This window comes from Stenotrophomonas sp. PI_27 (assembly GCF_027854495.1).
GTDB lineage: Bacteria > Pseudomonadota > Gammaproteobacteria > Xanthomonadales > Xanthomonadaceae > Stenotrophomonas > Stenotrophomonas pavanii.
The window spans coordinates 154,067-181,020 of the sequence record NZ_JAJNOF010000007.1 but is presented as its reverse complement, the minus strand read 5'-3'; the positions used below and the strand labels follow the sequence as shown (position 1 = coordinate 181,020).

The window sequence follows — 26,954 nt, the reverse complement described above, 5'->3', positions numbered from 1 at the left end:
GGGGCTGTGCGTATGATCGCAGCGTCCCCTTCCGGAGCCCGCCATCGATGCGTCCCTGCCTGGCCCTGCTGCCGATGCTGCTCGCCACCGCTCCTGCCTGGGCGGCCGCTGATACCTACCGCCTCGATCCGGTGCATACGCGGGTGCTGTTCTCCATCGACCACGCCGGCTACTCGCAGGCCATGGGCACGGTATCCGGCAGCGAGGGCCGAGTGCTGTTCGATCCCGACAACTGGCGCGATGCGACCGTGGAAGTGGACATTCCGGTGTCGCGACTGGACCTTGGTGACGCCAAGTGGAACCAGGCCACGCTGGCGCGCAGCCTGCTCGACGGCGAGCGCCATCCCACGGCACGCTTCGTCTCCCATCGGGTGGAACCGATCGACGCCCGACACGCGCGCGTGACCGGCACGCTGACCCTGCGCGGGGTCAGCCAGGAGGTCACTCTGGAAGTGACCTTCAACGCGCTCAAGCGCTATCCGCTCCCGCCGTTCCGGCGCACCGCCGGGTTTTCCGCCAGCACCACGCTGAGCCGGCGCGCGTTCGGCATCACCGCCTGGCCGGGCGTCATCGGTGATGCGGTGCAGGTGCGGATCGAGGCCGAAGCCACCCTCGACCGCAACGATGCCCCGGGAACTCCGGCTCCTGTTTCCCACTCCGACCACACGACGGCCCCCAAGGACCCTTCATGACCGCCAAGAACACCCCCGCCGCGTGGGGAAGTGTCAGCCAGATCCTGCATTGGTTGATCGCACTGCTGATCCTCGCCCTCGGCGTGGTCGGCCTGACCATGGGCGAACTGCCCAAGACGCCCAAGTACTTCTGGGTGTACACCGCGCACAAGTCGATCGGCATCACGGTCCTGGCCCTGGTGCTGTTCCGTCTCGGCTGGCGCCTGTATGCCGGTGCGCCGAAGCCGGTGCCGGGCGTGCCCAGCTGGCAGGAGCGCATCGCCAGCGCCACCCACGTGCTGCTGTACGTGCTGATGTTCGCCATTCCGCTGTCGGGCTGGTTGTACGATTCGGCCAGTGGCCTGCGCCCGTTCCGCTGGTTCGGCCTGGTTGACGTGCCCAAGCTGAGCGCTCCGGATCCGCAGGTCGTCGCGGTGTCCCATGCCCTGCACGAATATGGCTTCTGGCTGCTGATCGCGGTGGTGCTGGCACATGCCGGCGCTGCCTTCTACCACCACCTGTTCCAGCGCGATGCAACACTGTCCCGCATGTTGCCACGCGGTTGGCTCGCCTCCCCTCAGAAGGACTGACCGATGAACCTGAAACTGACCACTCCGGCCGCTGTGGCCGCCGCCCTGGCCGGCATGCTGGCCACTGCCCCGGCGCTCGCCGCCGACTATGCGCAGGCCCCGGGTGCCGGCTCGATCCTGGTGTTTGCCACCAAGTACGACGGTGAAGTGTTCACCGGCAGCTTCCCCGGCTTCGCCACCAAGCTCAGCTTCGACCCGGCCAATCCGGCCGCCGGTTCGCTGGACGTGGTGATTCCGCTGGCCGGGGCCAAGAGCGGCAACAGTGACCGTGATTCGACCCTGCAGGGTGCCGACTTCTTCAATGTCGGCAAGTTCGCCACGGCGCGCTACACCGCCAAGGGTTTCCGCGCGGTGGGCAACGACCAGTTCGCCGCCGATGGCACGCTGGAACTGCGCGGCGTCAGCAAGCCAGTCACGCTGACCTTCACCTGGAAGCCGGGCCCCCAGCCGGTACTGACCGGCAAGGCCACGGTCAAGCGACTGGACTTCGGCGTCGGCGGCGGTGACTGGGCCGACACCAAGACCATCCCGGATGAAACCGCGATCAGCACGATCGTGAAGTTCGACGCGAAATAAGGCGCTTCCGGTAGTGCCGGCCGCTGGCCGGCATCACCGGGCATCGCAACGCATTGGGTAGTGCCGGCCGCTGGCCGGCATCACCGGAAACAGACGGGGTGCCGGCCAGCGGCCGGCACTACCGGTCGGCGGCCAACCACGCCTGCACCGTGGCCGCGTCGAACGGCCAGTCCAGCTCGCGGTCGCCGCGCTCGTCACGCAGTACCGGCACCCGCGCGCCGTAGCGGGCCTCCAGCGCCGGCTGGTCATCCAGGAACACCGATTCGAACTCCGGCGCCCGCGCCCTGGCCAGTTCGGCCAGGGCCATATCGCACAGGTGGCAATCGTCACGCTGGATAAGGATCAACACCGGCCAGGCTCCCGTGGCGGAAATGCTGCGCCGCAGCCATGGAACTGCGGCGTGAACCGCTAGAATAGCGGTCTCTTCCGGTACCCGCAGTACGGCAACCATGGCTGTCAGCACGTTCGACGTTTTCAAGATCGGCATTGGCCCGAGTTCCTCGCACACCGTCGGGCCGATGAAGGCCGCCGAGCGATTCATCCATCGCTGGCTGCTCGACCCGGGCCGCCTGCACGAGGTCGCGCGCATCCGCGCCGATGTCTACGGCTCGCTGGCGCTGACCGGCCGCGGCCACGGCACCGACAAGGCGATCCTGCTCGGCCTGGAAGGCCAGCGGCCGAACCTGATCGACCCGGACATCATTCCGGCCACGCTGGAGCGCATCCGCAGCAGCAAGCGCATCCAGCTGATGGGCCAGCACGAGATCGCCTTCGACGAGAAGCGCGACCTCGGCATGAACAAGCGCCAGAAGCTGCCCTACCACACCAACGGCATGCGCTTCACCGCGTACAACGCCGACGACGAAGTGATCGCCACCCGCGATTACTACTCCGTCGGGGGGGGCTTCGTGGTCAACCAGGACGATGCGGCCGATGACCGCATCGTGCCCGATGAGACCCCGCTGCCCTACCCGTTCAAGAGTGGCGACGAACTGCTGGCGCAGACCGCGCGCAGCGGCCTGAGCATCGCCCAGCTGATGTTCGAGAACGAGAAGTGCTGGCGCAGCGAAGACGAGATCCGTGCCAATCTGCGCGAGATCTGGAGCGCGATGCAGTCCTGCGTGGCGCGCGGCATCCGCGAGGAAGGCGTGCTGCCCGGTGGCCTGAAGGTCGGCCGTCGTGCACCGGCGCTGTACCGCGAGCTGTCGTCGAAGCCGGAAGCGGCGATGCGCGACCCGCTGACCACGCTGGACTGGGTCAACCTGTATGCGCTGGCGGTGAATGAAGAGAACGCGGCCGGCGGCCGAGTAGTGACCGCGCCGACCAATGGCGCCGCCGGCGTGCTGCCGGCGGTGCTGCATTACTTCGATCGTTTCTGCCCCGGCGCCAATGAGCAGCGCGTGTTCGACTTCCTGCTGACCTCGGCGGCGATCGGCATCCTGTACAAGGAAAACGCTTCGATCTCCGGGGCCGAAGTGGGCTGCCAGGGCGAGGTCGGCGTGGCCTGCTCGATGGCCGCCGGCGGCCTGGTCGCGGCCTTGGGTGGCAACCCGAGCCAGATCGAGAACGCCGCGGAGATCGGCATGGAACACAATCTCGGCCTGACCTGCGATCCGATCGGTGGCCTGGTGCAGATCCCCTGCATCGAGCGCAACGCGATGGGTGCGGTGAAGGCGATCAACGCCTCGCGCATGGCGATGCGCGGTGATGGCAAGCACAAGGTATCGCTGGACAAGGTCATCAAGACCATGCGCGATACCGGCCGCGACATGCAGGACAAATACAAGGAAACCAGCCGCGGTGGCCTGGCGGTGAACGTCATCGAGTGTTGAGGGCGGCCGGCTCCGGCGCGATGGCGACGGGCCACGGGTAGAGTCGACTGTTAGTCGACTATCGCGCGCAGCGCGGGATTTTCACGGCCTGAGGGAAGAGCAGTCGACTAACAGTCGACGCTACCCCGGCCCCCCTGGCCCGCACTGGCGACACCGTCACCGCGTTGCGGTTAGGCTCGGGGTTCCCCCGCCCCGGATTGCCCCATGCGCGTAATCGCCGCCGCCCTGCTTGCCTGCCTTTCGCTGCCTGCCCTGGCCGCGCCCACCTACGGGCCGCGGCTGGAGGGCTTCGACTATGGCTATCCGGTAAAGACCTTCGCGCTGGAATCGCAGCGCCAGCCACTGGAGATGGCCTACCTCGACATCGCGCCGAAGAAGGCACCGATCGGCGTGGTGGTGCTGTTGCACGGCAAGAATTTCTGCGCGGCCACCTGGAAGGAATCGATCAAGCCGCTGGTCGCCGCCGGCTACCGGGTGATCGCCCCGGACCAGGTGGGCTTCTGCAAATCCAGCAAGCCCGAGCGCTACCAGTATTCGTTCGCGCAACTGGCGGCCAACACCCATGCCCTGCTGCAGCAGTTGCAGCTGGGCGAGGTACCGGTGCATCTGGTGGGCCACTCGATGGGCGGCATGCTGGCGGTACGCTACGCGCTGATGTTCCCGCAGGACCTGCGCAGCCTGTCGCTGGTCAACCCGATCGGGCTGGAGGACTGGAAGGCGCTGGGCGTTCCGTGGCGCAGCGTGGACGCGTGGTACGCCGGCGAAATGAACATCAGCTATGACAGCATCCGCCGCTACCAGCTGGAGGTGTACTACGACGGCAAGTGGAAGCCGGCCTACGAACCGTGGGCGCGGATGCAGTCGGGCATGTACGAAGGGCCGGGCAAGCAGGCTGTTGCATGGAGCCAGGCGCTGGCCTCGGACATGGTGTTCAACCAACCGGTGGTTTACGAGCTGAAGCACCTGCAGGTGCCGACCACGCTGTTCATTGGCCAGAAGGACCGCACCGCGATCGGGCGCGACCTGGCGCCGCCGGCGGTGAAGGCGACGCTGGGCAACTATCCTGCGCTCGGCAAGGCGGCGGCCGCGGCAATTCCCGGGGCGACCCTGGTCGAGTTCGCCGAACTGGGCCATTCGCCGCAGGTGCAGGACCCGAAGCAGTTCAACACCGCGTTGCTGAAGTCCTTGAAGTCACGCTGACCGGTTGTGCTCCTGTAGAGCCGAGCATCGGCTCGGCTCTACAGGCACCCTGCGATCAACCCACGATCCGCAGCACGTCATCCAGCAGCGCGGCAGCGGTGACTTCCGCACCGGCACCCGGTCCCTGGATCAACAGCGGCTGGCGCTGATAGCGATCACTGTGGATGGCCACGCGGTTGTCGGTGCCTGCGCCCTGCGCCAACGGGTGATCGGACGGCAGTTCGCGCAGGCCGACCTGTGCACCCTGGCCGTCAACACGGCCCACGAAACGCAGCACGCGGCCGTTGTCCCGTGCCTGTTGCCAACGCGCCTGCAGCGGTGCATCCAGCTGCTCCAGTGCAGCCACTGCATCCTCCAGCGGCAGCGCTGCCAGCGCGTCCGGGACCAGTGAATCCACCTGCACCTGCGCGGCATCCAGGGCCAGCCCGCTGCTGCGTGCCAGGATCAGCAGCTTGCGGCGCACGTCCTCGCCGGACAGGTCCAGGCGCGGATCGGGTTCGGTGTAGCCGGCCGCCAGCGCCTCGCGCACCGCCGCCGAGAACGGCGACTGCCCGTCGTAGCGGTGGAACAGCCACGCCAGCGAACCGGACAGCACGCCCTCGATGGCATGGATACGGTCGCCACCGGCGACCAGCGCGCGCAGGCTGCTCAACAATGGCAGGCCGGCACCGACGGTAGCGCTGTCGCCATAACGCGCACCACTGTCGGCGCAGCTCTCGGCGATGGCCGTGGCGCGTGCCAGTTGCGCGCCGCGGCCGAGCTTGTTGGCGGTGACCACATGCACGCCCCGCGCCAGCCACTGCACGTGGCGCGCGGCCACCTCTTCGCTGGCGGTGGCATCGACCACCACATCACCCCGCTCCAGGCCTTCGGCGCTGGCCCAAGGCGGCGAACTGAGGCCGTCGCGCGGTGCGCGGCGCGCCAGCTCCAGCGGCAACGCCAGATCGCGGTCGATCGCCAGTGCGGTGCGCGAGTTGGCCAGCCACTGCACGCTGGGCAGTTCCAGCCCGCGTGCCTGCAACGCCTGGTAACGCTGCACGAAGGCCGACCCGACCGTGCCGGTGCCGAGCAGCGCCAGCCGCCCTGTGCCCAGCGCGGGAATTTCAGCGGCGAGCGCGTTCATGCGTCCACCACCTGTTTGCGGCGTGCGGCCGCGTCGATCACCGCTTCGGCGCGCTGCAGCGCGGCGCCGAGATCGGCCAGCAGGTCACGCTCAGCCTCGATGCCGATCGACAGGCGCAGCAGTCCTTCACTGATGCCGGCCGCCGCACGCGCTTCGGCGCTCATCGCCGCATGGGTCATGGTCGCCGGATGGGCGATCAGGCTTTCGACGCCGCCCAGCGATTCGGCCAGGGTGAAACAGCGCAGGCCATCGACGAACGCGCGCACCGCCGCATGCGGATCGTCACCGGCGCAGTGCGCCAGTTCGAACGACAGCATCGCGCCGAAGCCGCTTTGCTGGCGCGCCGCGATGGCGTGGCCCGGATGATCGGCCAGGCCCGGGTAGTACACCCTGCCGACGGCCGGATGCTGGTCCAGCAGGGCAACGACCGATGCGGTGTTCTCCTGGTGCACGCGCAGGCGCGCGTCCAGCGTGCGCAGGCCGCGCAGGGTCAGGAAGGCATCGAACGGCGAACCGGTCAGGCCCAGCGCATTGCCCCACCACACCAGCTGTTCGTGCAGCGCCGGATCGCGCGCGACCACGGCGCCGCCGACCACGTCACTGTGACCATTGATGTACTTGGTGGTCGAATGCAGCACCAGGTCCGCACCGAACGACAGCGGCTGCTGCAGGGCCGGCGACAGGAAGGTGTTGTCGACCACGACGAGGGCACCGGCCTTGTGCGCGGCATCGATGACGAAGCGCAGGTCGGTGATGCGCAGCAGCGGGTTGGACGGGGTTTCCACCAACACCAGCTTCGGCTGGGTCGCCAGTGCCTGGGCGAGCGCACGCGGGTCGGTCAGGTCGGCAGTGACCAGTTCGAAGTGTCCCTTCCGGGCCAGCGCATTGAACAGGCGCCAGCTGCCACCGTATGCATCGTGCGGCACCACCAGCGTATCGCCCGGCTGCAGCAGCGCGTTCAGCACCAGGTTGATCGCGCCCATGCCGGTGGCGGTGATGACGCCACCGGCGCCACCCTCCAGTTCCGCAAGCGCCTCACCCAGCAGGTCGCGGGTCGGGTTGCCACTGCGCGTGTAGTCGTACTGGCGCTTGTTGCCGAAGCCTTCGAAGCTGAAGTTCGACGACAGCACGATCGGCGGCGTGACCGCGCCATGCGCGGTGTCCCGATCGATGCCGGCACGGACGGCGGCAGTGGTGCGACTACAGGACGGCTCGTTTGCGTGCAGGCTCATGCGGACTCTCCAGAAGTGCGGAAGGCGGTGGCGAGGATCGCGTCGATGCGATCGGTTTCTTTGAGGAAGGCGTCATGGCCGTAAGGCGAGCGCAGCACGCGCAGGCTGCCGCGCGGGCCCAGCCCTTCGACCAGGCCGACCAGGTCGGCCAGCGGCACCAGGCGGTCACCCTCCACGGCCACCACCACGGTCGGCGGCAGGATCGCGGTGGGGTCCACACGATGCAGGTCGATCGATTCGGACAGGCGCAGGTAGGCGGTCACCGGCGTGCGCGCGACGTACTGCGCACCGGCCGCGTCGAGGTAGTCTTCGGCGGCCACGCGCACGCGGCCGTTGATCACTTCCGGCGCGGCGTCGAAGCGCTCGCCGAATTCTTCCGGCGTGCGGTAGCTGAGCATGGCGAACTGCCGCGCCAGGGCCAGGCCGTGGTCTTCGCCGCACTGCAGCTGGCCCAGCGCGACCGCACGGCGCTGCAGCGCGCGCCAGGCGGCGGCATAGGGATGCGGGCGATGCGCGCCGCTGGCCAGCACCAGCTGGCGCACGCGGGCCCGGTGCCGGATCGCGAACTGCTGGCCGACCAGCGCACCATACGAATAGCCCACGAACGCCTTCAGCGCACGGATGCCGAGGTGGTCCAGCAGCAGCGCCAGCGCATCGGCCTGGTCGGCGGTATCGATCGGCACATCCAGCGCACCGTCGGCACCGATGAAGTCGAAGGCCAGCACGCGCAGTTGCTGCGGATCCAGCGCGCGCCCGCTGCCCACCAGGTCTTCGGCCCAGCCCTTCTCGCCGAACTGTGCATTGGACGCCACGTGGCGGTGCGCGGAGATGCCACCGGCCAGCACCACCACCGGTGCATCGGCCGGGCCGACCCACTCATAGCGCAGGCGCACCGGGCTGGGGCCGGCGTGGCGCATCGACAGCACCGCGGCGAACTCGCCGCGCTCGGCATGCACGCGGTCTTCGACCGGCACGCTGACGGGGACAAAGGACTCGGAGCGAATGGCGGTACTGGCGGCGAAGCTCATGGCGGGATCCGGTTGGGGAATCGGCCATCGAGCCTTCGCGGGGCCCGCGTTCGAGATGCACGTGGGGTGCATGGTTCGAACCATCTTTCGGTGGACGCCACGGTCCCCGCAGGATTTGGCACCTACGCAGACGCTTGCGCGCCTGCGGGCTGCCCCGGCTTCAAAGGGCCTGTCCCTCTGCCGGTCTCGATGGTGGAGCCACGATGCCAGCCCTTTCCGGCACTGTCAATCCCTTCATGCGGATAAAGCGATGAATATTTTCAGGTCCACACTGCGCAGTCCGTTCCGGTCGCCCCGTTCAGGATCGGGTACAGTCCCGGCGGTCCATTCCGCTGGAAACGCCGATGTCGCGCCTGCCCCTGTCATGCCTGCTGTTGTCCCTGCTGGCGAGCGCGAGCGTGCACGCCGACGACTGGCGCCAGGGCTGGGGACTGGTTCCCCCGCCTGGCCAGGCGACGCCCGCAGGCGGGTCCGCGGGCGCCGCCCCCATGGCCCAGCTGCGCCTGCAGCCGGTCGGCGGGCAATGGCAGGCACGCATCGACAACGCCCTGGCCGGCCCGCTGCAGATCGAACTGCGCGCGGCCCCCGGTCACCCGGTCGACGGCCTACCGGTGCAGTCACTGATCCAGGGCGACAGCAGCCTGGTGGTCGGCCACCTGCCCGCCCCGATCGACGGGCGCACGCTGGACCTGCGCCTGCAGTCGGTGCCGGGCAACCCGGCCGCGCAGGCCGACGATGTTGCCTATCGCCTGCCCTTCGATGCAGCCCGCCTGCGCGTGGACCAGGCGCCGCAGGGACGGTTCAGCCATGGCGACGAGGAGAACCACGATGCAATCGACTTCGCACTGCCGGAGGGCACCCTGGTGCTGGCCGCGCGCGAGGGCACGGTGATGCAGATCCAGGATGGCTTCCGTGGCAACGGCCAGGACCGCGAGCGCGATGGCGCCCGCGCCAACTTCATCCGCGTGCTGCACAGTGACGGCAGCATGGCCCTGTACGGCCATCTGCAGGCCGGCGGCATGCGCGTGCGTCGCGGCCAGGCCGTGGGGGCCGGGCAGCCGATCGGCCTGTCCGGCAACAGCGGCTACAGCAGCGCGCCGCACCTGCACTTCGTGGTGCAGGTCAACCGCGGCATGGGCCTGCGCTCGGTGCCGGTGCGCATCTTCGCCGAACAGGGCCAGCTGCAGTTCGCCCGCCACGGCGAAGCCGACGGCGGGACCGGGCGCTGACCGGCCCCGGCCGGTATAATCGGGCGCTTATCTCTTTGAAAAGCGCCCCGGGCGGGCGCCACTGCCATGTCCGAAGTCGCCAACGAAGCGTCGCGTCGCCGCACCTTCGCCATCATTTCCCACCCTGACGCCGGCAAGACCACGCTGACCGAAAAGCTGCTGCTGTTCGGAGGCGCGATCCAGATGGCCGGTTCGGTGAAGGGCCGCAAGGCCGCCCGCCACGCCACCTCCGACTGGATGGCACTGGAAAAGGAGCGCGGCATCTCCGTGACCTCCTCGGTGATGCAGTTCCCGTACGAAGGCAAGATCGTCAACCTGCTCGACACCCCCGGCCACGCCGACTTCGGCGAGGACACCTACCGCGTGCTGACCGCGGTGGACTCGGCGCTGATGGTGATCGACGTGGCCAAGGGCGTGGAAGAGCGCACCATCAAGCTGATGGAAGTCTGCCGCCTGCGCGACACCCCGATCATGACCTTCATCAACAAGCTCGACCGGGAGGGCAAGGACCCGATCGAGCTGCTGGATGAGGTGGAAACCGTGCTCGGCATCCAGTGCGCGCCGGTGACCTGGCCGATCGGCATGGGCCAGCGCCTGAAGGGCGTGGTCCATCTGCTGACCGGTGAAGTGCACCTGTATGAGCCCGGCCGCAACTTCACCCGCCAGGACTCGACCATCTTCCCGTCCATCGATGCCCCCGGCCTGGCCGAGAAGATCGGTGCACAGATGCTGGCCGACCTGCGCGACGAGCTGGAACTGGTGCAGGGCGCCAGCCACCCGTTCGACCTGGACGCCTACCGCGCCGGCAAGCAGACCCCGGTGTTCTTCGGCTCCGGCGTGAACAACTTCGGCGTGCAGCCGCTGCTGGACTTCTTCGTCGAGCATGCACCGTCGCCGCAGGCGCGTTCGACCACCGGCCGCGAGATCGCCCCGGAAGAGAACAAGCTGACCGGCTTCGTGTTCAAGATCCAGGCCAACATGGACCCGCAGCACCGTGACCGCGTGGCCTTCATGCGCGTCTGCTCCGGCCGTTTCAGCGCCGGCATGAAGACCTTCCACGTGCGCACCGGCAAGGAAATGAAGCTGGCCAACGCGCTGACCTTCATGGCCAGCGACCGCGAGATCGCGGCCGAGGCCTGGCCGGGCGATGTGATCGGCATCCACAACCACGGCACCATCTCCATCGGCGATACCTTCACCGAAGGCGAAGCGGTGACCTTCACCGGCATCCCCAACTTCGCGCCGGAACTGTTCCGCCGCGCCCGCCTGCGCGATCCGCTCAAGCTCAAGCAGCTGCAGAAGGGCCTGGCGCAGCTGTCCGAGGAAGGCGCGACCCAGTTCTTCCGCCCGCTCACCAGCAACGACCTGATCCTGGGTGCGGTCGGCGTGCTGCAGTTCGACGTGGCCGCGTACCGACTGAAGGACGAGTACGGCGTGGAAGCCACCTTCGAGCCGGTCAGCGTGACCACCGCGCGCTGGGTCCACTGCAGCAACGAGAAGAAGCTGGAAGAGTTCCGCGAGAAGAACGCGCTGAACCTGGCCCTGGATGCCGCCGGGCACCTGGTCTACCTGGCGCCGACCCGGGTCAACCTGCAGCTGGCGCAGGAACGCTCGCCGGATGTCCGCTTCTCGGCCACCCGCGAAGCCGCCCATACCGTTTCGGCGGGCTGAACAACGGGGTCAGGTCCCTTTCCGCGAGGAAAGGGCGCTCCCCCTACCGGCGCAGGCCGGTAATTCATCGACCATACGGTGACGGGCGTGCACATCCCGCCCATCGCGGCGATGATAGGGGGGCGCGGGTCCCCACCTCCCCGCGAACGATGCCTACGCCATGTCCACGACTTCCGTTGCTTCGATCCGCGAAGAAATCGCAAGTGCCTTGACCCACGGACTGGGTGCCGTGTTCGCGCTGGGTGCCGGCGCGGTCCTGATCACCCTGGCCGCGATCTACGGCGATGGCTGGCAGCTGGCCGGTGCCATCGTGTTCGGCATTGCGCTGCTGCTGCTGTACACCGCCTCGACCCTGTACCACGCCATCCAGCACCCGGTCGCCAAGGGGCGACTCAAGGTGTTCGACCACTGCGCGATCTACGTGCTGATTGCAGGCACCTACACCCCGTTCACCCTGATCGGTCTCCGCGGCCCGTGGGGCTGGGGCCTGTTCGCCGCAATCTGGACCCTGGCCCTGGCCGGTGTGGTGTTCAAGCTGTTCTACACCGGCCGCTTCAAGCGCCTGTCCACGGCCATCTACGTCGCCATGGGCTGGCTGGTGATCGTGGCGGTCAAGCCGATGCTGGCTTCGATCGACGGCTGGACACTGGGCTGGCTGCTGGCCGGCGGCCTGTCGTACACACTGGGCACCTATTTCTACCATCGCGAATCGATTCCCTATTCGCACGCGATCTGGCACCTGTTCGTGATCGGTGGCAGCGTCTGCCACTTCGTCGCAGTGACCATGCAGGTGCTGTAGACCGGCGTCCGCGCCGCTTGTGCACGCCACGCACATGGACGCTTCGCGCCCCGTCCACGATGAGGGGGCAACCATGGCAGCGTGAATGCTGCCGCCTCCCCTGCTGCACGGCGCTCGCCCCGCTGGCGCCTCCGTCGCCCCGGTCCCCGGGGCCGCCGCTGGCTGACCGTGCTGGTCTTCCTGCTCGCGGCGGTGCTGGTGCTGATCGCGCTATGGGACTGGAACTGGTTCAAGGGCCCGGTTGAACGCGCGGTGCAGGCCCGCACCGGCCGTGCGCTGCAGATCGGGAATCTCGACGTCGACCTCGGCCGCACCAGCACCCTTCGCGCCGATGCGATCACCTTCGCCAATGCCCGCTGGGCAAAGCAGCCGAACATGGCCACGGCCGACCGCGTCGAGATCGACGTGCGGCTCTGGCCACTGCTGCGCGGCCGCGTGGAACTGCCCGAAGTACGCCTGACCCGGCCGGACCTGCTGCTGCAGACTGCCCCGCGCAAGGGTGAGCCCGGCAACTGGGACTTCCTCGGTGACAGCGCCGGCGGGACACGTCCCCAGCTCAAGCGACTGCGCATCGACGACGGTCGTCTGCAGTTCCTCGACGCGCTCGGCCGCACGGATATCCGCATGGAGGTGCGCAGCGGCCAACCGAAGCAGACCGACGGCGCGCCGCCGCTGCTGGTGCAGGGCAAGGGACGCTGGCAGGGCAACCCGTTCACCCTGCGCGGTGGCACCGAATCCCCGCTGGAGCTGACCGACAGCGACCACCCGTTCCGCATCCACCTTGACGGCCGCGCCGGCGCTACCCACGCCGTCGCCACCGGCACGCTCACCAATCCATTCCAGCTGCGCGTGTTCGACCTGCAGTTCGCGCTGAGCGGGCAGGATCTTGCCGACCTCTACCCGCTGCTCGGCATCGCCATCCCGCCCTCCCCGCCGTATGCGTTGAACGGCCGCCTCAAGCGTGACCACGACACCTGGCGCTACGAGCGGTTCTCCGGCAAGGTCGGCGACAGCGACCTGGGTGGCAATCTGCAGTTCGACGTGGGCGGCGCTCGCCCGCGATTGACCGCCACGCTGGAATCCAGGCGCCTGGACTTCGATGACCTGGCCGGCTTCGTTGGCGCCCCGCCAAAGACCGGCGGTGGCGAAACCGCCAATGCGGAGCAGAAGGCCGAGGCGGCGCGGGTGGCTGCCCGCCCGCGCGTGCTGCCCGATACGCCCTACAACCTCGGCAAGCTGCGGGCGATGGATGCCGACGTGCGCTGGAAAGCCCATCGCATCAACGCTCCGTCGCTGCCGCTGGATGACATGGATGCGCACCTGCTGCTGGATGACGGCCTGCTACGGCTGGACCCGCTGAACTTCGGCGTCGCCGGCGGCGATATCCGCAGCACGGTCCGCATGGACGCGCGGCAACCGCAGATCAGCACCGCACTGAAGGCCAGCGTGCGCGGCGTGCAGCTGGGCCAGTTGTTCCCCGATGCCAAGCTGGCCGAGCAGGCCAAGGGCGGCATCGGCGGCGAAGTGGACCTGAGCGGCCGTGGCAATTCGATCGCGGCGATGCTCGGCAGCAGCAGCGGCAAGGTCGGCCTGGCGATGGGCCGCGGCCATGTCGGCAACCTCGTGATGGAGCTGGCCGGCCTGGACATCACCGAGTCGCTGAAATTCCTGGTGACCGGCGACAAGCAGATTCCCCTGCGGTGTGCCTTCGCCGACTTCGGCGTGCGCGACGGCCTGATGACCAGCCAGGCACTGGCGGTGGACACCACCGACACGATCCTCATCGGCGAAGGCACGGTGAGCCTGCGCGACGAGACCCTGGACCTGCTGTTGAAACCGCGCCCGAAGGACAAGAGCATCCTGGTGCTGCGCTCGCCGCTGCACATCGCCGGTACGTTCAAGGACCCGTCGTTCCGCCCGGACTTCAAGGCGCTGGGCATCCGCGGCGCGGTGGCCCTGGCGCTGGGCAGCATTGCCCCGCCAGCGGCGTTGCTGGCAACCATCGAACTGGGGCCGGGCAAGGATGCCGACTGCGGTGGGCAGTATGCGAAGTAGGGTTACAGCGTTGTTCGCGGCGCCTCCTTTCCCGCGCGTAGAGCCGGAGCAAGGCGACAGGCAGGACACGCCGTAAATACGTCCCTGTAGGCTCGGTCGGCGCATCCATGCGCCTCACGGTCCTGCCTGCCGCCTTGCTCCGGCTCCGGACAGTTTCCTGCGCGCGCGGAACGAGAGCGAAATTCAAAGTCAAAAAAAAAAGCAAAGTCAAAAGCGGTTGCCAACCAAGGTTGGCAGCTACCAAAGGCGAGGCACCGCGCATGTACGCACCGCGCTCGCGGTGATGTATCCAGAGGCGGAGGGCATGGCCGTGCAGGACCGTTGGCGCCATGGATGGCGCCATCGAGCCTACAGGGACGTACTTGCGGCGTGTCCTGCACGCCCATGCCCTCTGCCTCTCCGACGTATCAGGAAGGCGCTGCTTCTGCTTCTGCACTTGCTGTTGGCGGGCCGGCGGGCCGCAGGCCCGCCAGCGAACACCTCACCCCGCCACGATGTACTGCTGCAGCTGGTCCAGCTCCCGCCGCTGCGCATCGATCACCGACTTCACCAGGTCGCCGATGGAGATCACCCCCAGCACCTGCGCGCCCTCCACCACCGGCAGGTGGCGGATGCGGTAGTCGGTCACCAGCTGCAGGCAGTGCTCCACCTGCTCGCCCGGCGACACCGTCACCACCTGTGCCGTCATGATCTCCGCCACCGCGGTATCCCGCGACGAACGATCGCGCAGCACGATCTTGCGCGCGTAATCACGCTCGGACAGGATCCCGACCAGTTTCGGCCCGTCCATCACCAGCACCGCACCGATGCCTTTTTCCGCCATCAATCGGATCGCATCGATCACCGCCGCTTCCGGCGCGACCGCATGTACTTCAGGAGACTTGCCGTCCAACAGTTGCCGTACCGTGGTCATCTGCCTGCCCTCCGAGGGTGGGTTGCAGGGCCGAGTCTGCCACGGCGGATGCTAGCCAGGCGTCAACCAGGTACAGCGGCCGCTGCTTGGACTCTTCGTACAGCCGCCCCAGGTACTCGCCGATCAGGCCCAGCGCGATCAGCTGCACCCCACCCAGGAACAGGATCACCGCCATCATCGTCGGCCAGCCCGCCACCCGGTCGCCATACAGCGCCGCTTTGACGATCACCCACAGGCCGAACAGGAAGGCGACCGCTGCCGTTGCCAGCCCCAGGTAGGTGGCCGCCCGCAGCGGCACGGTGGAGAATCCGGTGATGCCCTCCAGCGCGAAATTCCACAGCCGCCAGAGGCTGAATTTGCTGGTGCCGGCCACGCGCGCGTGGCGGTGATAGGGCACGGCGATCCGCTTGAATCCGACCCAGCTGAAAAGCCCTTTCATGAAGCGGTGGCGCTCACGCATGCCACGCAGGGCGCTCAGCGCGCGCGGCGACAGCAGGCGGAAGTCCCCGGTGTCGGCCGGAATCGGTGTACGCGACAGGCGGCCCATCACCCGATAGAACATGGCTGCCGTGGCGCGCTTGATCCAGGCCTCGCCATCGCGGGCCATGCGCGTGCCGTAGACGTTGTCATGGCCCTCGCGCCAGCGGGCGACGAACTGCGGCACCAGCTCCGGCGGGTCCTGGCCGTCGGCATCCAGGATCATCGCCGCGCCTTCGTGCACCAGGTCCAGGCCCGCCGTCAGCGCCGCTTCCTTGCCGAAGTTGCGCGACAGCTTCAGCGCCGATACGCGCGCATCGGCCTGCGCAAGCCCGGCAATCACCTCCCAGGTGCCGTCGTGGCTGCCGTCGTCCACATAGAGGATGTGACCCTCGATGTCGGGCATGCCGTCGAGCACCGCGCACAGCCGCGGATGCAGCAGCGGCAGTGCCAGGGCCTCGTTGTAGGCGGCGATGACGAAGGTGAGCCGTTCGCGGGTCATGCCCGGATTGTACGTTGCCGGCACGCACGCGGCCGGTCGCATGACGATCACGCCGTATGCGCCTCAGTCCTCCGACAGGTAGGACGCGCCCCCCAGCTGGCGCGCCTGGCGCTGGATCCAGGCGGCACGCCGCTGCACGTAAGGCCCGGGCGCGGCCGCGTTGTAGCGCCGCGGTGCCGGCAGTACCGCAGCCAGGCGCGCACTCTCGGCCGGGCTCAGCCGGGCCGCGTCCTTGCCCCAGAATTTCTGCGCCGCCGCCTGTGCCCCGTACACGCCATCACCGAACTCGGCGATGTTGGCGTACATCTCCAGGATCCGCTCCTTCGGCCACAGCGCCTCGATCAGCACCGTGTACCAGACTTCCAGGCCCTTGCGTATCCAGCTGCGGCCCTGCCACAGGAACAGGTTCTTGGCCACCTGCTGGCTGATCGTGCTGGCGCCGCGCAGGCGCCCGCCCCTGGCGTTGTGGTCGCGGGCCTTTTCGATGGCCTGCAGGTCGAAGCCGTTGTGGTCGGGGAAGCGCTGGTCCTCGGCGGCCACCAGCGAGATCGGCAGGCTCGGCGCCATCTGGTCGAGGTCGCGCCACTGGTAATGCAGCCGATAGGACCAGTCCGCCTCGCCCAGCGCCTCGCCGTAGCGCCACAGCATCACCGTGGACACCGGCGGGTCGATGAAGCGCAGCACCAGCACCTGCAGGCAGCTGAAAGCAGCCAGGAGCACCGGCAGCCACAGCAGCCGCTTCCAGCGCCAGCGCCGCCGGCGCGGCGCGGTGGCCGCCGCCTCTACCTTGTGCTGCTCTCCCGCTGCCCCCATTACTGGTGCATCCTTCTTCTGTCTGGTTGTCGGCGCATTATCCGGCAACCGCCCCCGTTTACGCGCGATGTGAGCCGATGACCGCCAACCCCGATTCCCTGATCCGCTTCCTGCTCCCCGCCGCCGGCGTCCGCGGCGTGCATGTGCACCTGCAGGCCACCTGGCAGGAAATCCTGTCCCACGCGGCGTACCCGGACGCCGCTGCCGAACTGCTCGGCGAGGCCTGCGTCGCTTCGGCACTGTTCACCGGCCACACCAAGATCGACGGCCGCCTGTCGGTGCAGCTGCGCAGCAGCACCGCGCTGCGCACCCTGTTCGCCGAATGCACCGCCGCCGGCACGCTGCGCGGTATCGCCCAGCTCAGCGAGGGCGCCGACGCGCCGCGTGACCTGTCCAGCCTCGGCGATGACGCCATCCTCGCCATCACCATCGAGAACCCCGGCCTGGATCCGCGTGAGCCGCAGCGTTACCAGAGCCTGGTTGCGCTGGCCGCGCCGGAACTGGACGAAGCCTTCGAAGACTATTTCCGCCAGTCCGAACAGCTGCCGACCCGCCTGCTGCTGGCCGCCGACCGCAACGGCGCCGCCGGCCTGCTGCTGCAGAAGCTGCCGGGCGACGAAGGCGACGAGGACGGCTGGGCGCGTGCCAGCGCCCTGTTCGAAACCCTGGGCAAGGCCGAACTGCTGGCCACCCCGGCCGAAGCGCTGCTGCACCGCCTGTTCCACGAAGAGCGGCCGGAACTGCTGGGCAGCAAGCCCCTGTCCTTCGCCTGCTCCTGCTCGCGCGAGCGGGTGGCCGGCATGCTGCAGTCACTGGGCGAGGAAGAAGCCCGTGCGGCCGCCGAGGACACCGGCGCGGTCGAGGTGCGTTGCGAATTCTGCGGGCGTGAGTATCACTTTCCATTGACGGAGTTCGGCATACTGTTCCACGGCGCCCAGGGGGCTGTACCGGCGCCTGAACGGCTTCAATGAACGGCAGTCTTGTACCTGGGGAGGATCAAGGCTTGTTAAGAATTCATAAACACCCTAGGATCAAGTTCCCGTCCCCACGGGAACTTCCGTTGTCTGTCCCTGTCTGAACTGGTCCGATGCGTACCTTCCTGCGTCTACCGCTGGCCCTGCTGATCGCCCTTGGCGCGATCACGGGCGCGCATGCGCAGAGCAAGGACACCCGCACCGTGCTGCCGGTATGGAACAAGGGCAGCGGCAAGGTCGAGGCGCTGCTGTACCTGGAGCCGACCGGCGAACAGGCGGCCGGCGCCCGCTGGCATTTCGGCCGCAATTCCCTGGACGCGGCCTTTGGCCTGTCGTCCGGCGATTCGCTGGGCCTGCTCTGCAACAGCAGCAGCGGCACCAGCATCAGCGGACTGGCCAGCCACTGCATGCTGGCCAGCCTGGGCGACGACGATGACCTCAACAGCCGCCGCTTCACCGGCACCGCGGCACTGAACCGTGGCAGCAGCCGCCTGGGCATCACCGCCGGCACCGGCCGTGAAACCCTGCCGGCCTGGTTGTCGGGCCCGAACAAGACGCCCTCCCTGCGTGCCGAGCAGAACGATCTGACCGTGTTCGCGCAGAAGAACATCGGTCGCGAAGGCTTCGTGTCCATCGCCGGCACCTATGCCAAGGCCCGCCTGGTCCCGCTGGCTGACGCCTCGCCGGCCCTCGTCGATCGCTGGGACAGCAAGAGCCTGAGCCTCGGTGCCGGTTACGGCAATTTCACCGGCAGCATCATCGGCCGCGTGGTCGACGTCCCGGGCAAGCCCGGCAAGTGGGAAGGCCTGGGCATCGGCCTGACCTGGCGGACCCCGTGGTCGGGCCAGCTCACCGTCGGCGCCGAGAACGTGATCAGCCGCGGCAAGAACCCGTTCTCCCCGCGCAATGAAAGCAACGACGACGGCACCGTGCCGTATGTCCGTTACGAACAGGATCTCTGATCCCGGCAGTCACGCTGTGCAGCGACAGACCCGAGGGCGCCGAAAGGCGCCCTTTGCATGTGCGTGCCAGACGCACAACGACGCGTTCGCAATGGTCGCTGGGAAATGAAACACAACGCGCCGAAATACTCGGATACATAACAACGGAAACTTTTTTCATCATTCCTTGTTAACAAACGAGGCATGACGGGCCCCTCCTTTCAGCAACACATTGATTGGCATGGATAAAGCCGATCTTGGCCAGAAATACAGGCTTGATTAACACAGCTTTAATTCTTGGCGAACGCCCGCTACTATCGGGTCAGCCTCGCGATTTGGGAGCGCATTTTCGCTCCCCCGCCGGGCACTAACCCCAGCCAAGATTTCTTGGAGAGAGAGAGAGCCAATGAAACTCAAGTCCAGCCGACTGCGCGACGCAGTCGTGATCGCGCTTGTCGCCGGTGCCACTGTCGCGACGGCCCATGCCCAGGAAGCCACCAACCTGGACCGTATCTCGGTCACCGGTTCGCGGATCAAGAGCACTGACATTGAAACATCGCAACCGGTTCTGAGCCTGACTCGCGCCGACATTGAAAAGCAGGGCGTGACCTCGGTCGCCGACATCCTCCAGCGAGTTTCCGCCAACGGTGCCGCGCTGAACCGCACCTTCAACAATGGTGGTGACGGCTCGGCCGGCGTCAGCCTGCGCAACCTGGGCGCTGAGCGGACCCTCGTGCTGGTCAATGGCCGCCGCTGGACCACCGGCCTGGACGGCAGCGTCGACCTGAACACCATCCCAACCGCGATGATTGAGCGCATCGATGTCCTCAAGGACGGCGCATCGACCATCTACGGTTCGGATGCGATTGCCGGCGTAGTGAACATCATCACCAAGCGAAACTTCGACGGTGCGGAGGCGAACTTCTACAAGGGCCAGTACAGCGCCGGTGATGGCGAACGCGAAGCGGCCGATTTCACCATTGGTACCACCACTGATCGCGCGTCACTCGTGCTCGGTGCGTCCTACGTGAACGAAAAGGAAGTGATGGCTGGCGATCGCAAGATCTCCGCCGGCGGCCCGCCGTTCTTTGGCGGCCAGAGCAGCACCGGCCTGCCGGGCTCGTACATCCGCAATGACCAGCGCTACGTCATCATCAATGGCGTTGAAACTCCGTTCAACGCCAATGTCCACGGCTACAACACTTCTCCGGACAATTACTTGCTGACCCCGAACGAGCGCACCTCGCTCTTCGCGATTGGCTCGTACAACATCACCGACAATGTGATTTTCCGCACCGAGGCGATGTACAACGAGCGCAAGTCCGAGCAGCTGTTGGCGGCCATGCCCGTGACCGGCCAGCGTCTGAGCGCCTCAAGCATCTACAACCCCTACGGTGTGGATCTGACCAGCGTATCGCGTCGTTTCAATGAAACCGGCGGTCGCTCGTTCAATCAGAACGTCAAGAACTGGCACTTCTACGGGGGCTTCGAAGGCTTCTTCGAAATCGCTGACAGGAACTTCGACTGGGATGTCGGCTACCGCTACGACAAGACCGACCAGAATGACCTGACCTACGGCCTGTTCAATCGCCAGCGCCTGGCGGAAGCCTACGGTCCGTCAGCGATCCGCGACGGTCAGCCGGTCTGCCTGACCTCTGCCGGTGCGGTCATCACTGGCTGCGTACCGATCAACCCGCTGGGTGGCCTGGGTTCCATCTCGCAGGCTGCGCTGGACTACGCTTCATTCACGGCGCATGACTCTGCCAGCCTGGTTTCCAAGAGCTATTACGCCAACATCTCCGGTGAAATCGTGCAGCTCCCGGCGGGTCCGCTGGGCTTTGCGGCCGGCTATGAGGGTCGTAAAGAAAGCGGCCAGTTCGATCCAGATGCCTTCATCGCCGCAGGCCTTAGCACTGGCAACGGTGCGGCACCCACCAAGGGCGCTTACGACCTGGACGAGTTCTTCCTGGAACTCTCGATCCCTGTGCTGGCCGATCTGCCGGGTGCCAAGCTGCTCGACTTCAGCGTCGCCTCGCGCTTCTCTGACTACAGCAACTTCGGCAACACCACGAACAACAAATTCGGTTTCCGCTGGAAGCCGATTGATGAACTGATGGTCCGCGGCAACTACTCAGAGGGCTTCCGCGCTCCGAGCATCAACAATCTGTATCGCGGCAACACCGATTCGTTTGAAACCTACGCCGATCCCTGCTCCGCTTCCAGCGGTCGTCGCACCGGTGCGGTTGCCGCCCAGTGCGCCGCCGAAGGCGTCCCGGCGAACTTCCAGCAGCCCGGTGCCGGCAGCGGTGCCAACAAGCAGACCCCAGAAGCGTTTACCTGGAAGTCGAATCCGAATCTGAAGCCGGAAACGTCGACCAGCAAGACGCTGGGTCTGGTGTGGAGCCCGAGCTTCGTCAGTGGCCTGAACGTGACCTTGGACTGGTGGCAGATCAAGATCGAAGACGCCATTACCCGTCCTGCAATCCAGGACATCATGGATCGCTGCTACGGCGGTTCGCCGCAGGAACAGGCAGCTTACTGCGGCCTGATCACGCGTGATCCGAACTACGGCACCTCGACCCAGCGCTACACGATCACCAATGTCGACATGCCGCTGCAGAACCTCTCGTCCTACAAGGTGGAAGGTTGGGATCTGGGCATCCAGTACAAGCTGCCGGAGACTTCGATCGGCCAGTTCACCATCAGCCTGGATGGCACCTATCTTTCCAAGTGGGACACTCAATCGACCGACGACGCACCGGTTGACGGCCGAGCCGGCCGCTATCTGGACCAGGATCCGTACTGGCGCATCCGCTCCAACGTCTACGTTGACTGGTCGTACGGTGATTTCGGTGTCAACTACGGTCTGCGTTACAAGTCCGGCATGACCGAGGCCTGCCCGTTCGATCCGGTTGGCGATGCCGATCTGGTGGGTTACTGCTCCGACGGTGCGAATGGCAAGAACCATATGGGTGCGACGACCTACCACGACGTCCAGTTCCGCTACAACACTCCGTGGAACGGCATCATCATGGTGGGCCTGAACAACGTGTGGGACAAGGATCCGCCGGTTTCCTACTCGACCTCGTACAACATGTTCGACCCGCAGTACGACCTGCCGGGCCGCTACATGTACATGCAGTACAAGCAGAAGTTCTGATCGGTACTCCGATCAGCTGATGCCGCAACGGCCCCGCAAGGGGCCGTTGTTCGTTATGCCGCCTGGAAAGGGGCTGCGCCGCCTGAAAAAAAACCGCGGCATCGCCGCGGTCCTTGTTCACCCTGATCCCGGGACGCTCATCCGTTCGGAATCAGCGTCTCGATCAGATGCTCGACGTACGCTTCGAAGTCCTCGCGCGCCTGCTTGGGCTGCTGCAGCTGCAGCGACAACTGCAGGAAGCCGACGTAGGCGGCATAGGCCAGGCGCGCGCGATGGCGTGCATCGGTCGAGCTGAGGCCGGCCTGTCGGAACGAGGCGACCAGATAGTCGAGGCGACGCTGCGAGACCCGGTCGATCACCGGCCGCACCATCGGATGGTCCAGCGCCTTCAGCAATTCGCTGTAGATGATATGCGGCTGCACTTCATGCGCCACCATCTGGAACAGCTGGCGCAGGCGCACGCGCGGATCCGGCACGTCTTCCAGGCTGCCGAATACCTGTTCCTGCTCAAACAGTTCCCAGCGTTCCAGTGCCGCCTGCAGCAATGCGTCGCGCGAGGGGAAATGCCAGTAGAAACTGCCCTTGGTGACACCCAGTCGCCGAGCCAGGGGCTCCACCGCGACGGCGCCGACACCTTGTTCAGCAATCAGATCGAGGGCCGCCTGGGCCCAGTCTTCGGCACTCAGGCGGCTGTTGCGGCCGGCGCGCGGTTCGCCGGCGGAAGCGTCAGGTTGATTCATGGACTGATTTAACCATACGCCGGGGTTCGTTGCAGTACGCGGTTGCGGTCGAAACCGTCACAGGGTCCCGTGAGCCCCTCTCCAGGCACCTTCCGCAGCGCACCATACCATGCAGTATTGACTTCCCTCGGAAGCGATCCATACTAGCAAGTATGGTTACGTCCCCAACTCCCGCTGCGTTTCATGACCTGCGCCTGGACGCCGCCCATGGCGCTCGCCTGGCGGCGACCGTAAGCGACCATGGCCGGCGCGGCCGGGTGCTGTTCGCGCATGGCTTCGGCCAGACCCGCCACGCCTGGAATGCCACCGCCCGCGCACTGAGCGCGGCCGGCCTGCAGACGCTGGCCTACGACGCGCGCGGCCATGGCGATTCCGACTGGAATGGCGCCGACCTGCCCTATCACGGCGAACAGTTCGCCGACGACCTGATCGTGCTGGCCGGTGAACAGCCGCGCCCGCCGGTACTGGTTGCCGCCTCGATGGGCGGGCTGTTCGGGCTGCTGGCCGAGTCGCGCTGGCCGGGGCTGTTCTCGGCGATGGTGCTGGTCGACATCACCCCGCGCTGGGATACCGCCGGTGTCGAGCGCATCCTCGCCTTCATGACCGCCCATCCCGACGGCTTCGCCTCGCTGACCCAGGCCGCCGACGTGATTTCGGCCTACATGCCCCACCGTCCGCGCAAATCCGAGCAGTCGCTGCGTGCGCTGCTGCGCGAGGACGGCCACGGGCGTTGGCGCTGGCACTGGGATCCGCGCCTGGTGGCCGAACTGGCCCGCGACAGCGAGCAGCATCAGGATGCGCTGGCCGACGCAGCGCGCCAGGTGAAGTGCCCGCTGCTGCTGGTCAGTGGCGGCCGCAGCGACCTGGTCACGCCACAGACCGTGGCCGAATTCCTGGCGTTGGCGCCGCACGCTCGCCATGTACAGCTGCCGCAGGCCACGCACATGGTCGCCGGCGATGACAACGACGCCTTTACCGCTACTGTGTTGGACTATCTGGACGTGTTGCCCGCAGCGGACGCTGCGGCTTCGTCCGCCACAAACGAGCACGTCACCGGAGCACGCTCATGAGCATCGTTCTTCCCTTCCTCGCCCTGCTGCTGGCAGGCGCGTTCGTCGCCTACCACCGCATGCGGCTGGTTACCTGGACGCTGATCAGCGTGGCCCTGCTGGTCGCCTGCTGGTTCATTCCCTACGTCAACCAGACCGCCACGATCGTCGCCGCAGCGGTGCTGGCCGTCATCGCCGTGCCGCTGCTGCTGCCGTTCATCCGCAAGCCGCTGCTGACCGGCCCGATGATGAAGGTGTTCCGCAAGGTGCTGCCGCCGCTGTCGCAGACCGAGCGCATCGCGCTGGAAACCGGTTCGGTCGGTTTCGAGGGCGAACTGTTCACCGGTGATCCGGACTGGAACATCCTGCTCAACTACCCCAAGCCGCAGCTGACCGCCGAAGAGCAGGCTTTCCTCGATGGCCCGGTGGAAGAGCTGTGCGCGATGGTCAACGACTGGGAAATCACCCACGTCCATGCCGACCTGCCGCCGGAGCTGTGGGCCTTCATCAAGAAGAACAAGTTCTTCGGCATGATCATCCCGAAGGAATACGGTGGCCTGGGCTTCTCCGCGCTGGCCCACCACAAGGTGATCCAGAAGCTGGCCTCGGTGTCCTCGGTGGTCAGCTCCACCGTCGGCGTGCCCAACTCGCTGGGCCCGGGTGAACTGCTGGTGCATTACGGCACCCAGGAACAGAAGGACCAGTACCTGCCGCGCCTGGCCGATGGCCGTGAAGTGCCCTGCTTCGGTCTGACCGGTCCGTTCGCCGGCTCCGATGCCACCTCGATTCCGGACTACGGCATTGTCTGCAGGGGCGAGTGGAACGGCGAGCAGGTGCTCGGCGTCAAGCTGACCTTCGACAAGCGCTACATCACCCTGGCCCCGGTGGCTTCGCTGATCGGCCTGGCCTTCCGCATGTATGACCCGGATGGCCTGATCGGCGACACCCGCGACATCGGCATCACCCTGGGCCTGCTGCCGCGCGACACCGCCGGCGTCGAGATCGGCCGTCGCCACTTCCCGCTGAACTCGACGTTCCAGAACGGCCCGATCCGCGGCAAGGACGTGTTCATTCCGCTGACCCAGCTGATCGGCGGCGCGGCCATGGCCGGCAAGGGCTGGAACATGCTCAACGAGTGCCTGGCCGTGGGCCGCTCGATCACCCTGCCGTCCACCGCCAGTGGTGGTGCCAAGGCCGGTGCTGCCGTCACCGGCGCCTACGCCCGCATCCGCAAGCAGTTCGGCCTGTCGGTCGGCCGCTTCGAGGGCGTCGAGGAAGCACTGGCCCGCATCGGCGGCAAGGCCTACAAGATCAGCGCACTGTCGCAGGCCACCGCTGCCGCGGTCGACCGTGGCGACGTGCCGTCGGTGCCGTCGGCCATCGCCAAGTACCACTGCACCACCATGAGCCGCGAAGTGATCTCGGACATGATGGACGTGATCGGCGGCAAGGGCATCATCCTGGGGCCGCGCAACTTCGCCGGCCGCAGCTGGCAGGCCGCGCCGATCGCTATCACCGTGGAAGGCGCCAACATCATGACCCGCAGCCTGCTGATCTTCGGCCAGGGTGCGATCCTCTGCCACCCGTGGGTGCTGAAGGAAATGAAGGCCGCGCAGGATCCGGATACCCGCGCCGGCCTGCAGGAGTTCGACCGCAGCCTGTTCGGCCACATCCGCTTCGGCATCTCCAATGCCGTGCGTTCGTTCTGGTTCGGCCTGACCGGCGCGCGCTTCGGTGCCGCCCCGGGCGACGCCTACACCCGCCGCTACTTCCGCAAGCTGGACCGCTACTCGGCCAACCTGGCGCTGATGGCCGACATCTCGATGATGACCCTGGGCGGCAAGCTGAAGTTCAAGGAATCGCTGTCCGGCCGCCTGGGCGATGTGCTGAGCCACGTCTACATGACCAGCGCCATGCTCAAGCGCTACCACGACGAAGGCGCGCCGCAGGCCGACCAGCCGCTGCTGGCCTGGGCCTTCCATGACAGCGTGCACAAGATCGAAGAGTCGCTGTCGGCCGCGCTGCGCAACTTCCCGATCCGTCCGATCGGCTGGCTGATGTGGGCGCTGATCTTCCCGCTGGGCCGTCGTGCCGAGGCTCCGGGCGACCGCCTGAGCCGCCGCGTCGCCGCCCTGCTGATGGCGCCGAACGAAGCCCGCGACCGCCTGGCCAGTGGCGTGTTCCTGACCCCCTGCGAGAACAACCCGGGTGGCCGCATCAACAGCTACCTGAGCAAGGCGATCATGGCCGAGCCGGTGGAGCGCAAGTTCCTGAAGGCGCTGAAGAGCAAGGGCATCGAGGCGCTGGACTTCAAGGCACAGCTGGACGAGGCCGTGGCCGAGGGCGTGATCACTCAGGACGAGCGCAGCCTGCTGGAAGAGCTGCGCACGCTGACCCTGGACACCATCACCGTGGACGACTTCGACACCCACGAACTGCGCGCGGCCAGCTACTACGACCGCCAGCACAAGGATCCGCATTCGCAGGCCGCCTGATCGCCCGCGACACGCGTTGCCTCGACGGCGGGCCTCGGCCCGCCGTCGCTTTATCCGCCGACCGGAATACCTACCATGTCCACGCCCCTGCTCTCGCTCTACAACCGTCTGCAGCGCTGGCCTGCCGGCAACTGGCTGTTCTCGCGCGCGGTGTGTTTCAAGGCGCCCTACTTCGCCAGCATCGCGCCACGCATCACCCGCCTGGAACACGGCCGCTGCGAAGGCACGCTGGCCGACCGCCGCAGGGTGCGCAACCACATCGGCACGGTGCACGCGATCGCGATGTGCAACCTGGCCGAACTGACCGCCGGGTTGATGGTCGATGCATCGCTGCCGAAGGGGATGCGCTGGATTCCGAAGGGAATGCAGGTGCAGTACCTGGCCAAGGCACGGGGCACGCTGCAGGCGGTGGCGTTGCCGGCACAGCCGATTGTCGTCGCGGCCGAGGGGTATGCGCTGCCGGTGACGGTCAGCGTGCGCGACCGTGCGGGCACGGAGGTGTTCAGCGCGGTCATCGACATGTGGATGTCGCCGGCGAAGTAGTGTTCCCGCGAACGGCGCAGCCCCTCGTGGGTAGACGGTTGATCGCGGAAAGCGCTGGTTTCCGGTGGGGGCCGGGGGCGGTGGATTCGAGGGGGACGCCGTGAACCCGTCCCTGGGGGCTTGGCCGCGGCATCCATGCCGCGGACACCCCCGCGAACCCACCGCCCCCAGCCTCTGACAGATCTCTGTGGCGTCCACCCACGGAAGAAAAAAAAGATCAAAAGCAAAAGCAAAAGCAAAAGCGGCCCTTCGGCCGCTTTTTTCATGCGCGCCGAACCCACGAGCGCAGCGACCCGCTGTTGCCCTTGATCTTCTTTTTCTTCTCCGTGGGCTGGCCGCAC

At 66.9% G+C, this 26,954-nt stretch carries 23 protein-coding genes and 1 riboswitch; of the genes, 15 read left to right on the top strand and 8 right to left on the bottom strand.

The window, feature by feature from the left end; genetic code table 11:
- Positions 1–47: 47 nt before the first annotated feature.
- The 3 genes from LRM18_RS11585 to LRM18_RS11575 are packed head-to-tail and all read left to right on the top strand — an operon-like array spanning position 48 to position 1,837.
- On the top strand, positions 48–692 hold the full coding sequence (locus tag LRM18_RS11585; protein WP_270954594.1) for a YceI family protein: 645 nt from the start codon (positions 48–50) through the stop codon (positions 690–692).
- The gene (locus LRM18_RS11580; protein WP_049465672.1) at positions 689–1,261 is read left to right on the top strand and encodes a cytochrome b; all 573 of its coding nucleotides are present in this window, start codon (positions 689–691) and stop codon (positions 1,259–1,261) included. Before LRM18_RS11585 ends, LRM18_RS11580 begins: the two co-directional genes overlap by 4 nt.
- Positions 1,262–1,264: 3 nt before the next feature.
- Positions 1,265–1,837, top strand: a complete 573-nt coding sequence (locus LRM18_RS11575; protein WP_270954592.1) for a YceI family protein — start codon at positions 1,265–1,267, stop codon at positions 1,835–1,837.
- Between the two features lie 118 nt (positions 1,838–1,955).
- On the opposite strand, the gene LRM18_RS11570 is transcribed toward LRM18_RS11575, so the two are convergent.
- Positions 1,956–2,186, bottom strand: a complete 231-nt coding sequence (locus LRM18_RS11570; protein WP_053461085.1) for a glutaredoxin family protein — start codon at positions 2,184–2,186, stop codon at positions 1,956–1,958.
- Positions 2,187–2,286: 100 nt separating this feature from the next.
- Here LRM18_RS11570 and LRM18_RS11565 point away from each other — a divergent pair, with 100 nt between their 5' ends.
- Together LRM18_RS11565 and LRM18_RS11560 are read left to right on the top strand one after the other, a co-directional pair.
- Positions 2,287–3,669: an L-serine ammonia-lyase gene (locus LRM18_RS11565; protein WP_049456519.1), complete on the top strand. Its 1,383-nt coding sequence runs from the start codon at positions 2,287–2,289 to the stop codon at positions 3,667–3,669.
- A gap of 204 nt (positions 3,670–3,873) precedes the next feature.
- Positions 3,874–4,869 (top strand): alpha/beta hydrolase, encoded by a 996-nt coding sequence (locus tag LRM18_RS11560; RefSeq protein WP_270954586.1) that lies wholly within the window; start codon positions 3,874–3,876, stop codon positions 4,867–4,869.
- 55 nt (positions 4,870–4,924) lie between these two features.
- On the opposite strand, the gene LRM18_RS11555 is transcribed toward LRM18_RS11560, so the two are convergent.
- Genes LRM18_RS11555 through LRM18_RS11545 form a run of 3 tightly spaced genes read right to left on the bottom strand, consistent with a single transcriptional unit; the run spans position 4,925 to position 8,252 of the window.
- Positions 4,925–5,992, bottom strand: coding sequence for a homoserine dehydrogenase (locus LRM18_RS11555; RefSeq protein WP_270954585.1), 1,068 nt, complete (start codon positions 5,990–5,992; stop codon positions 4,925–4,927).
- Positions 5,989–7,224 (bottom strand): O-succinylhomoserine (thiol)-lyase, encoded by a 1,236-nt coding sequence (locus tag LRM18_RS11550; protein ID WP_049465652.1) that lies wholly within the window; start codon positions 7,222–7,224, stop codon positions 5,989–5,991. Before LRM18_RS11550 ends, LRM18_RS11555 begins: the two co-directional genes overlap by 4 nt.
- Positions 7,221–8,252, bottom strand: a complete 1,032-nt coding sequence (locus LRM18_RS11545; protein ID WP_049465649.1) for a homoserine O-succinyltransferase — start codon at positions 8,250–8,252, stop codon at positions 7,221–7,223. The genes LRM18_RS11550 and LRM18_RS11545 overlap by 4 nt, the downstream gene beginning before the upstream one ends.
- A gap of 77 nt (positions 8,253–8,329) precedes the next feature.
- Positions 8,330–8,448, bottom strand: a riboswitch (SAM riboswitch).
- A gap of 148 nt (positions 8,449–8,596) precedes the next feature.
- Between LRM18_RS11545 and LRM18_RS11540 the strand changes: the two genes are divergently transcribed.
- The 4 genes from LRM18_RS11540 (at position 8,597) to LRM18_RS11525 (ending at position 14,006) form a co-directional block, all read left to right on the top strand.
- Complete coding sequence (locus tag LRM18_RS11540) at positions 8,597–9,481, top strand: M23 family metallopeptidase (protein WP_270954582.1); 885 nt, start codon at positions 8,597–8,599, stop codon at positions 9,479–9,481.
- 66 nt (positions 9,482–9,547) lie between these two features.
- Positions 9,548–11,152, top strand: coding sequence for a peptide chain release factor 3 (locus LRM18_RS11535; protein WP_049428108.1), 1,605 nt, complete (start codon positions 9,548–9,550; stop codon positions 11,150–11,152).
- A 160-nt stretch (positions 11,153–11,312) separates the two neighbouring features.
- The gene (locus tag LRM18_RS11530) at positions 11,313–11,951 is read left to right on the top strand and encodes a hemolysin III family protein (protein WP_049465643.1); all 639 of its coding nucleotides are present in this window, start codon (positions 11,313–11,315) and stop codon (positions 11,949–11,951) included.
- Between the two features lie 81 nt (positions 11,952–12,032).
- Positions 12,033–14,006 (top strand): AsmA family protein, encoded by a 1,974-nt coding sequence (locus tag LRM18_RS11525; RefSeq protein ID WP_270954578.1) that lies wholly within the window; start codon positions 12,033–12,035, stop codon positions 14,004–14,006.
- A gap of 481 nt (positions 14,007–14,487) precedes the next feature.
- Here LRM18_RS11525 and LRM18_RS11520 read toward each other — a convergent pair whose 3' ends face one another.
- From LRM18_RS11520 to mtgA, 3 genes are all read right to left on the bottom strand, one after another.
- Positions 14,488–14,919 (bottom strand): CBS domain-containing protein, encoded by a 432-nt coding sequence (locus tag LRM18_RS11520; RefSeq protein ID WP_049469311.1) that lies wholly within the window; start codon positions 14,917–14,919, stop codon positions 14,488–14,490.
- Positions 14,879–15,898, bottom strand: a complete 1,020-nt coding sequence (locus tag LRM18_RS11515) for a glycosyltransferase family 2 protein (RefSeq protein ID WP_049469308.1) — start codon at positions 15,896–15,898, stop codon at positions 14,879–14,881. Before LRM18_RS11515 ends, LRM18_RS11520 begins: the two co-directional genes overlap by 41 nt.
- A gap of 63 nt (positions 15,899–15,961) precedes the next feature.
- Positions 15,962–16,711 (bottom strand): monofunctional biosynthetic peptidoglycan transglycosylase, encoded by a 750-nt coding sequence (gene mtgA, locus LRM18_RS11510; RefSeq protein ID WP_049469305.1) that lies wholly within the window; start codon positions 16,709–16,711, stop codon positions 15,962–15,964.
- Between the two features lie 77 nt (positions 16,712–16,788).
- On the opposite strand from mtgA, the gene LRM18_RS11505 reads away from it, so the two are divergent.
- The 3 genes from LRM18_RS11505 to LRM18_RS11495 all read left to right on the top strand — a co-directional run bounded on the left by LRM18_RS11505 (position 16,789) and on the right by LRM18_RS11495 (position 21,786).
- The gene (locus tag LRM18_RS11505; RefSeq protein WP_049469301.1) at positions 16,789–17,682 is read left to right on the top strand and encodes an Hsp33 family molecular chaperone HslO; all 894 of its coding nucleotides are present in this window, start codon (positions 16,789–16,791) and stop codon (positions 17,680–17,682) included.
- A gap of 116 nt (positions 17,683–17,798) precedes the next feature.
- Complete coding sequence (locus LRM18_RS11500) at positions 17,799–18,647, top strand: hypothetical protein (RefSeq protein ID WP_049469298.1); 849 nt, start codon at positions 17,799–17,801, stop codon at positions 18,645–18,647.
- Positions 18,648–19,032: 385 nt separating this feature from the next.
- Positions 19,033–21,786: a TonB-dependent receptor gene (locus tag LRM18_RS11495; RefSeq protein WP_064239024.1), complete on the top strand. Its 2,754-nt coding sequence runs from the start codon at positions 19,033–19,035 to the stop codon at positions 21,784–21,786.
- A 137-nt stretch (positions 21,787–21,923) separates the two neighbouring features.
- On the opposite strand, the gene LRM18_RS11490 is transcribed toward LRM18_RS11495, so the two are convergent.
- Positions 21,924–22,526 carry a TetR/AcrR family transcriptional regulator gene (locus LRM18_RS11490; RefSeq protein ID WP_005418411.1) on the bottom strand — a complete coding sequence of 201 codons (603 nt, stop codon included), beginning with the start codon at positions 22,524–22,526 and terminating at the stop codon, positions 21,924–21,926.
- Between the two features lie 152 nt (positions 22,527–22,678).
- Here LRM18_RS11490 and LRM18_RS11485 point away from each other — a divergent pair, with 152 nt between their 5' ends.
- From LRM18_RS11485 to LRM18_RS11475, 3 genes are all read left to right on the top strand, one after another.
- On the top strand, positions 22,679–23,596 hold the full coding sequence (locus LRM18_RS11485; protein WP_057493488.1) for an alpha/beta hydrolase: 918 nt from the start codon (positions 22,679–22,681) through the stop codon (positions 23,594–23,596).
- Positions 23,593–26,070: an acyl-CoA dehydrogenase gene (locus LRM18_RS11480; protein ID WP_053506718.1), complete on the top strand. Its 2,478-nt coding sequence runs from the start codon at positions 23,593–23,595 to the stop codon at positions 26,068–26,070. The genes LRM18_RS11485 and LRM18_RS11480 overlap by 4 nt, the downstream gene beginning before the upstream one ends.
- Before the next feature lie 75 nt (positions 26,071–26,145).
- On the top strand, positions 26,146–26,613 hold the full coding sequence (locus LRM18_RS11475) for a hotdog fold domain-containing protein (protein WP_064239027.1): 468 nt from the start codon (positions 26,146–26,148) through the stop codon (positions 26,611–26,613).
- Positions 26,614–26,954 lie beyond the last annotated feature (341 nt).